Raw genomic sequence first — 6,606 nt, 5'->3', positions numbered from 1 at the left:
TCGCTAGATGTGCTCCGTCATGTCAAAACCCTAGATCCGAGCATTCCGACCAAATCCGGCTTGATGCTCGGACATGGCGAAACCGAATCTGAAATTATCGAGACATTACAAGATCTCAGAGCGATCGATTGCGATCGAATCACATTAGGACAATATATGCGCCCCTCCCTCGAACACTTGCCCGTCGTCAAATACTGGACGCCAGCCGAATTCGATCGCTTTGGATCGATCGCTACGGAGTTAGGTTTCCAACACGTTCGCTCGGCACCGCTGGTGAGAAGTTCTTATCATGCGGGTGAATAGGGAACGGGGGAAGAGGGGACGGGGAGACTGGGGGGTGGATAAATTCATGAGATTTACGACTCTTTGGTGCGTTACGCTGTCTTGTCTTGCTGAACCGTCGGGTTCCCCGACGAGCGCAAGCCGCTTGCGCGATAACGCACCCTACTACTATCAATTATCGACGATCGACTATCCCCAAGCCAGTAAGTATATTCAAATCAAAATGTTCTTAGAGGATACACTTTTTATAATTGAAGGCAGGTAAACCTCTTCTCAGGGTGGGTGATTTTGGAGTAGAAGGCGTCAGTTTTAATTCAAACGAATTTAGAACCAAAATTTTGCCGATCGTGCGTTACAGCCGACCGCGATCGAACATGAATATTTAATTTAAACAGACATCACAGTTAAGAGCGAGTCAAAACCCAAATTCAGTACAAAATTCGATAACATCGGGAATATATCAGGAATCATTATGGATCGAGATCCACTGCCAGCATTGATTCAGCAAATGTTAACACCGGAATTTTATCCGCATCCGGTGACGATGCCGATTCAATTGATGCAAACCCATGCATCCTATGTCTTGATGACTGGAGACTTTGCTTACAAACTCAAGAAACCAGTTAACTTTGGCTTCTTAGATTACTCCACCGTAGCCAAACGTCAACACTTCTGCCAAGAAGAAATCCGACTCAATCAACGCGGTGCCAAAGAATTATATTTAGCAGTAGTCGCTATTAGTAAACAGGGCGATCACTATCAGTTTGGTGACGATGGCGACATCGTAGACTATGCCGTCAAAATGGTGCAGTTTCCCCAATCAAGTTTACTCAGCAATCTGTTTGAGTCGGGGGAAATTCAGATCGGGGATATCGAAGAGATGGGTCGAGTCGTCGCCGATTTTCATGCCCAAGCACAAACGAATGAATATATCAGCAATTTTGGGACGATCGAGCGGATTAAAGAGTCGATCGATGATAACTATCATCAGACCGAAAAATACATCGGACGCGCCCAGACGCAACCGCAATTTACGGAAACCAAAGCCTATACCGATCGCTTTTTGAGCGAACATGCGGGACTATTTATCGATCGAATTACTCAGGGATTTATTCGCGAGTGTCATGGCGATTTACACTTACGGAATATCTGTCGGTGGCAAGGTCAAACATTGCTGTTTGATTGCATCGAATTTAACGAACCATTTCGGTTTGTCGATACGATCTACGATGTCGCTTTTGCTGCCATGGATCTCGAAGCCAGAGGCCGTAAAGATCTGGCCAATCGGTTTTTAAATACCTATGCCGAACAAACTGGCGATTGGGCGGGATTGCAGGTATTGCCGATGTATTTGAGCCGTCAGGCGTACGTGAGAGCCAAGGTGATGTCATTCTTGCTGGACGATCCGAATATTCCCAGTCAAGAGCGCGCCGCAGCCGCACTGACAGCGGGAGATTATTATCGTCAAGCTTGGGAATATACACGCGATCGACAGGGCAAACTGATCATGCTGGCGGGACTGTCTGGCTCTGGGAAAAGCACGCTAGGGAAAAGAATTGCCGGGAAATTAGGTGGCGTACATCTGCGTTCTGATGCAGTACGCAAGCATTTGGGAGGAATTCCATTGTCAAGTAAAGGCGATGCGAGTCTGTATACGCCAGCGATGACCGATCGCACCTATGGGCGATTGCTCGAATTGGGGGGTAAATTGGCCGCACAGGGCTGGACGGTGATTTTGGATGCGAAGTATGATCGACAGTCTTTGCGTGCTGCTGTCGTCGATTTAGCGATCGATCGAGGAATAACTTTGCAAATCATCCACTGCACTGCCCCTGTAGATGTATTGCGCGATCGACTAATCCAGCGAACTGGGGATATTGCCGATGCGACGGTGGATTTACTTGCCAGTCAACAGGCGGCTTGGGAAGATTTTACGCCAGCGGAAGGAGGGTATGTGAGGACGGTGGATACTGCTCAGGATGTGGATGGGTTTATTAGTGAACTGTAAGGTTGGGAGTTGGGACTGGGGGACTGGGTTGTTTCTGGTGAGGGAAAATTCTTTTACACTAAAAGTATCCCCACATTGCCCCAGATATCATGTCATCATCCGAGCCAGATTTGCGTGAAATTAAGAATGCGATCGATGCTAATAGTAAAGCGATCGCCGATCTCAGTATTTCGATCGCTGGATTGCGAGAGGAAACACGGGTGGACTTTGCCAAATTAGAGGGTCTGATTAATAATATCGAAACTAAGCTCGACGGTAAAATCGAATTGATTCAATCTGAGCTGCGGACGCTGGATGTCAAATTGGAAGAACGCACCCGGATTGGATTTTGGGGGATTTTGGTGCGGGGAATTCCCCTATTGGCCTTAGTTGGTGTGGCGATCGCGTTCTTGTTATCTTGAACATCTCAATCTGGCAGATTTTGGTGTGGGTACCCAGGGTACCCACACCGGTTCGATCTTCGGGAACTTTTAGTCTTCGAGTTCCCAGAGATCTTTGGGAGTATCGGGATCGATCGGGCGTTTGGGGTGGATGATCAGGATTAATTGCGCGAGAATTGGGATGGTCGGAGGGGCATCGAACCATTCGATCTCCAGTTGTCCATCGCGATCGATCGCGAAATAATTAAACTCATTCCACTCGGTAATACTGCGATCGAGGATCGCGATCGTTTCTGCCCACTCGCCACCGATCTTCACTGGCAGCGTATCTTTAGTGGCCGTAATCGCGATCGGATCTTCAGCCTTACACAAGACGCCCCAGCCAGGTAAACTCACCCAGCCGCCCGCCCAGTTTTGCTGGACAATCTGGAACGATCCTGTCCCGACAATTTTGGGGACGGTGGGCAAGATGCTACTGGCGATTGGAAATGCGCCCGCGACAGCGATCGTGCGCGGTAACTCTTCATCTGCTTCCAAGCGATAGATCGGCAGTGGTGGTGCTGGGCGTTGGGGTGGTGCCGTGAGGGCGACGAGCAGTTTTTCGATCTGGGTGCGCGCGCCTTGGCTGTGGGCAAACATCAGTCCGCGTGCGATCAGGCGCGTTTTTTCAGTCAGATCGGCTTGTTGTTTGACATACCGCCAGTACTGATAGGCGAGCGCATCGCCGGGATGGTGAGTAAAACCCTCCGGCGGCTGGCGCATGTAGGAAAACTCCTTAAATGCTTTGGCTACTTCTTTGGAGCCTTCAGAGTCGATATTGCGGTTGTAGAGATAATCGGCAGTGGCCGCCCGATCTTCTTGGCTGAGAATGCGAAGTTCGTATAGACTATCGCTCCCCATTCGGCTGTAATGAGCTTCAGTAGCAGGGGCAACGCCGACGCTCATCATGCTATCAAAAACTTGGGAGCCGACAATAATTTGATTTTGGTGAATCGGTTCAAACCCAGTCGCCTCAAAAATTGCTTGGGGCGTGAGTCCAGTTTTTTGGAGTTGTTGGCACGCTTTGCCCCATTCGACCCAGTTGCTTTCTTTGCGCCGCAACATCAGCAGGATGGCTTCGGTGTCGATGGGTGGTTGGTTCTCAGTGGCTTCGGTCATGGTTGAATCTGTGCGATCGATGATGGATCTTCTATTAGTATCTTACGTTGGTGGAGTCGATGGGAACGAGGGTTGATGGGATTTAATTGGCGGCGGGCGATCGCCAATTGCCGCTCGTTTCATCCTGACGATCTCAGTTTAGCTATTTGGTAGTAGAATGTGCGAGCGAAGAGTAGTACTCCGGTAACTCAATCATTGATATCGCTCTATCCACTGCCAAATTTCTTCATGTACAAACACCTCACACCCGCTCTGTTCAGTGCTAGCGTGGCTATTTCAGTCATGCAGAGTTTACCCGTTCGGGCAATTGCCACTACCCCGACCATCCCGACTGCCCCGATTAGCGACTCGCGTTCTGAGTTGCTGCGCCAACGGATTGTGACGATCGAAACTCGCGCCGGACAGGGTTCGGGGGCGATCGTCAGACATGTTGGCAATACCTATACAATTTTAACCGCTGCCCATGTAGTCAGCGATCTGCGCAATTCGTCTTTTTCGATTACCACCCCCGATCGCCAACAATATATCGTCCATCCCAGCGATGTCAAAATCGCGCCCAACTCACTCGATCTAGCGACGATTACCTTCCAAAGCGATCGCGATTATGCTGTCGCCGAGCTGGGGGATTCCGCTCGGATCGATCGGGGCAAGCAGGTATTTATCGCTGGATTTCACGGTAAATCCTTAAAGTTTTTCCCAGGTACTGTCGTGGCTAGCAGCCGCCAAACGCAAGCCAAAGGTTATGGATTGGCCTTTGGTAGTGTGGATGTGCTCCCAGGCATGAGTGGTGGCGGCTTGTTTACAGAGACAGGTAGTTTGATCGGGATTAATGGCAAGAGTATTGGCACGACAACTGGTTATGTCAGTGCCGCTGACAGTCGCGATCCGAAGTCACCGCGACCCACCCCAAGAATTAAACCCGTGAGCGGTCTGGCGATCCCGATTAATACATTTACCCAAATTGCTACTCAACTCAATCTCGATATCGCGACGACAGTGCCAGTAAGTGAATCCGCCCCACTCACTGCCGACGATTTATTTATTACCGCTCAGGATAAATCAGAAAAAGGCGATTATCCAGGGGCAATTGCCGATTACAACCGCGCCCTGACGATCGATCCCAAATTTCTAGAGATCTATTTTCGACGCGGTATCGCCCGCAGTCTTACCAAAGACTGGCCAGGAGCTGAAGCTGACTATACACGAGCGATCGCCGTCGATGCCGAACACCCTGAAGCCTACTTACATCGCGGCAGTATGCGGAACATCCAATCCAATTGGCAAGGTGCCAAAGTTGATTTCAATACTGCCATCTATCTCAATCCCCATGTTGCCGCTGCTTATTTGGGACGGGGCTTTGCGCTATGCGAACTCAATGATTGTCAGCATGGCATCAAAGATTACGATCAAGCGATCGTCCTCGATCCAAATTCGGCTGAAGCTTACAACCGCCGCGCTTTTGCTTACCATCGGCTCGGTAATAATCGCAATGCGATCGCCAATTATCTCACCGCCGCAGAGCTGTATCAAAAACAGGGCAAAGATATCGATTATCTGAAGACGGTGGCGAAGATTAAGCAGTTGGTGAAGGGGTAGGGAATAAGGAATAGGGGATAGGGGATAGAGGGGCTTAAGTCCCAAATTACACAGCTTACTGCCTAATCCCTAATCCCTATCCCCTATCCCCTAAATCTAAAATGTTGAGCTATGCTGGGAATACTATTTAAGTTGAGAGCGATCGCGGTATATGCGGAAACTGTTAATCTTGTGCTTATTTTGCTTAGGCATAGGGTTTGCCATCTTTAATTTCCAAGGATTGGCAACCAAGGGAGAATTTGACTCGCTAGTCATTGATTTTAAAGAAACTACTTCAGCCACAGAAATAGACAAACAATTGCAGGTGTTGAGCGCGCAGTATCACCTCAGCCCCCACCTCAATAGTCAATTTTCCCAGTCCGAGCAGACATATACCGTCAAAGGCGATCGCGCATTGCTCGACAAACTCCGCGCATCGAGCCTGAGTCAGGATGTCGAAGCGATCGAGCCAAATTATATCTATCGTGCTAGCGTCGCCCCCAACGACCCTCAATACAGCAAGCAGTGGCATCTGCACAGCATCCACGCCGAGCAAGCTTGGGAAGAAAATCGCGGTCAGGGGATTACCGTCGCGATTATCGATACGGGCGTGAGCAAAGTTCCCGACTTAGCCACTACCGAATTTGTCGCGGGTTATGACTTTGTCAACGACAAGATCGAAGCCGATGATGACAACGGACACGGCACTCACGTAGCGGGTACTGTCGCCCAATCCACCAACAATAACTATGGTGTAGCCGGAGTTGCCTATGAAGCCAAAATCATGCCGCTCAAGGTCTTAGCAGCTAGCGGTGGCGGGACGATTAGCGACATCGCCGAAGCAATTAGGTTTGCAGCAGATAACAAAGCCAACATTATCAATATGAGTCTCGGTGGCGGTGGCGAAAGTCAAGTCATGAAAGACGCGATCGAATACGCTTACAACAAAGGCGTCACGATCATTGCCGCTGCTGGTAATGAAAACAATAATTCCGCATCCTATCCCGCCCGCTATGCCCGCGTGATCGGCGTTGCGGCGACCGATGCCCAAGGCGAACGGGCTGAGTTTTCCAACTACGGTGCCGGTGTAGACATCGCGGCTCCCGGTGGCGGACATGGCAGCAAAATCTGGCAAGAGACGATCGATCCGAGTACCAACCAGCCGATTATTGTTGGGTTCCAAGGTACGAGTATGGCAGCTCC

General features: G+C 49.8%; 5 protein-coding genes and 1 pseudogene. 5 read left to right on the top strand and 1 reads right to left on the bottom strand.

Annotated elements, in window-relative coordinates:
• From RMO27_RS11140 to RMO27_RS11130, 3 genes and pseudogenes are all read left to right on the top strand, one after another.
• A pseudogene (locus RMO27_RS11140) lies at positions 1-303 on the top strand (lipoyl synthase); the annotation flags it as partial.
• A gap of 451 nt (positions 304-754) precedes the next feature.
• Complete coding sequence (locus tag RMO27_RS11135) at positions 755-2,290, top strand: AAA family ATPase (RefSeq protein WP_309732372.1); 1,536 nt, start codon at positions 755-757, stop codon at positions 2,288-2,290.
• 89 nt (positions 2,291-2,379) lie between these two features.
• Positions 2,380-2,691, top strand: coding sequence for a hypothetical protein (locus RMO27_RS11130; protein WP_309732370.1), 312 nt, complete (start codon positions 2,380-2,382; stop codon positions 2,689-2,691).
• Positions 2,692-2,760: 69 nt separating this feature from the next.
• On the opposite strand, the gene raf1 is transcribed toward RMO27_RS11130, so the two are convergent.
• Positions 2,761-3,828, bottom strand: coding sequence for a RuBisCO accumulation factor 1 (gene raf1 / locus RMO27_RS11125; protein ID WP_309732369.1), 1,068 nt, complete (start codon positions 3,826-3,828; stop codon positions 2,761-2,763).
• Between the two features lie 228 nt (positions 3,829-4,056).
• Between raf1 and RMO27_RS11120 the strand changes: the two genes are divergently transcribed.
• Positions 4,057-5,424 (top strand): tetratricopeptide repeat-containing serine protease family protein, encoded by a 1,368-nt coding sequence (locus RMO27_RS11120; RefSeq protein WP_309732367.1) that lies wholly within the window; start codon positions 4,057-4,059, stop codon positions 5,422-5,424.
• Between the two features lie 151 nt (positions 5,425-5,575).
• Positions 5,576-6,606: S8 family peptidase (locus RMO27_RS11115; RefSeq protein ID WP_309732365.1), on the top strand; the 1,031-nt coding region annotated here is incomplete at its 3' end.

Source organism: Chamaesiphon sp. OTE_75_metabat_556, assembly GCF_031378165.1.
Taxonomy (GTDB): Bacteria; Cyanobacteriota; Cyanobacteriia; order Cyanobacteriales; family Chamaesiphonaceae; genus Chamaesiphon.
The sequence above is the reverse complement of the archived record's forward strand: the minus strand, read 5'-3'. Positions and strand labels throughout refer to the sequence as shown.

Bases quoted from the DNA above. Each gene is read 5' to 3' on its own strand.
- RMO27_RS11120 (WP_309732367.1), top strand. From the start codon at position 4,057: ATGTACAAACACCTCACACCCGCTCTGTTCAGTGCTAGCGTGGCTATT.
- raf1 (WP_309732369.1), bottom strand. From the start codon at position 3,828: ATGACCGAAGCCACTGAGAACCAACCACCCATCGACACCGAAGCCATC.
- RMO27_RS11130 (WP_309732370.1), top strand. From the start codon at position 2,380: ATGTCATCATCCGAGCCAGATTTGCGTGAAATTAAGAATGCGATCGAT.
- RMO27_RS11135 (WP_309732372.1), top strand. From the start codon at position 755: ATGGATCGAGATCCACTGCCAGCATTGATTCAGCAAATGTTAACACCG.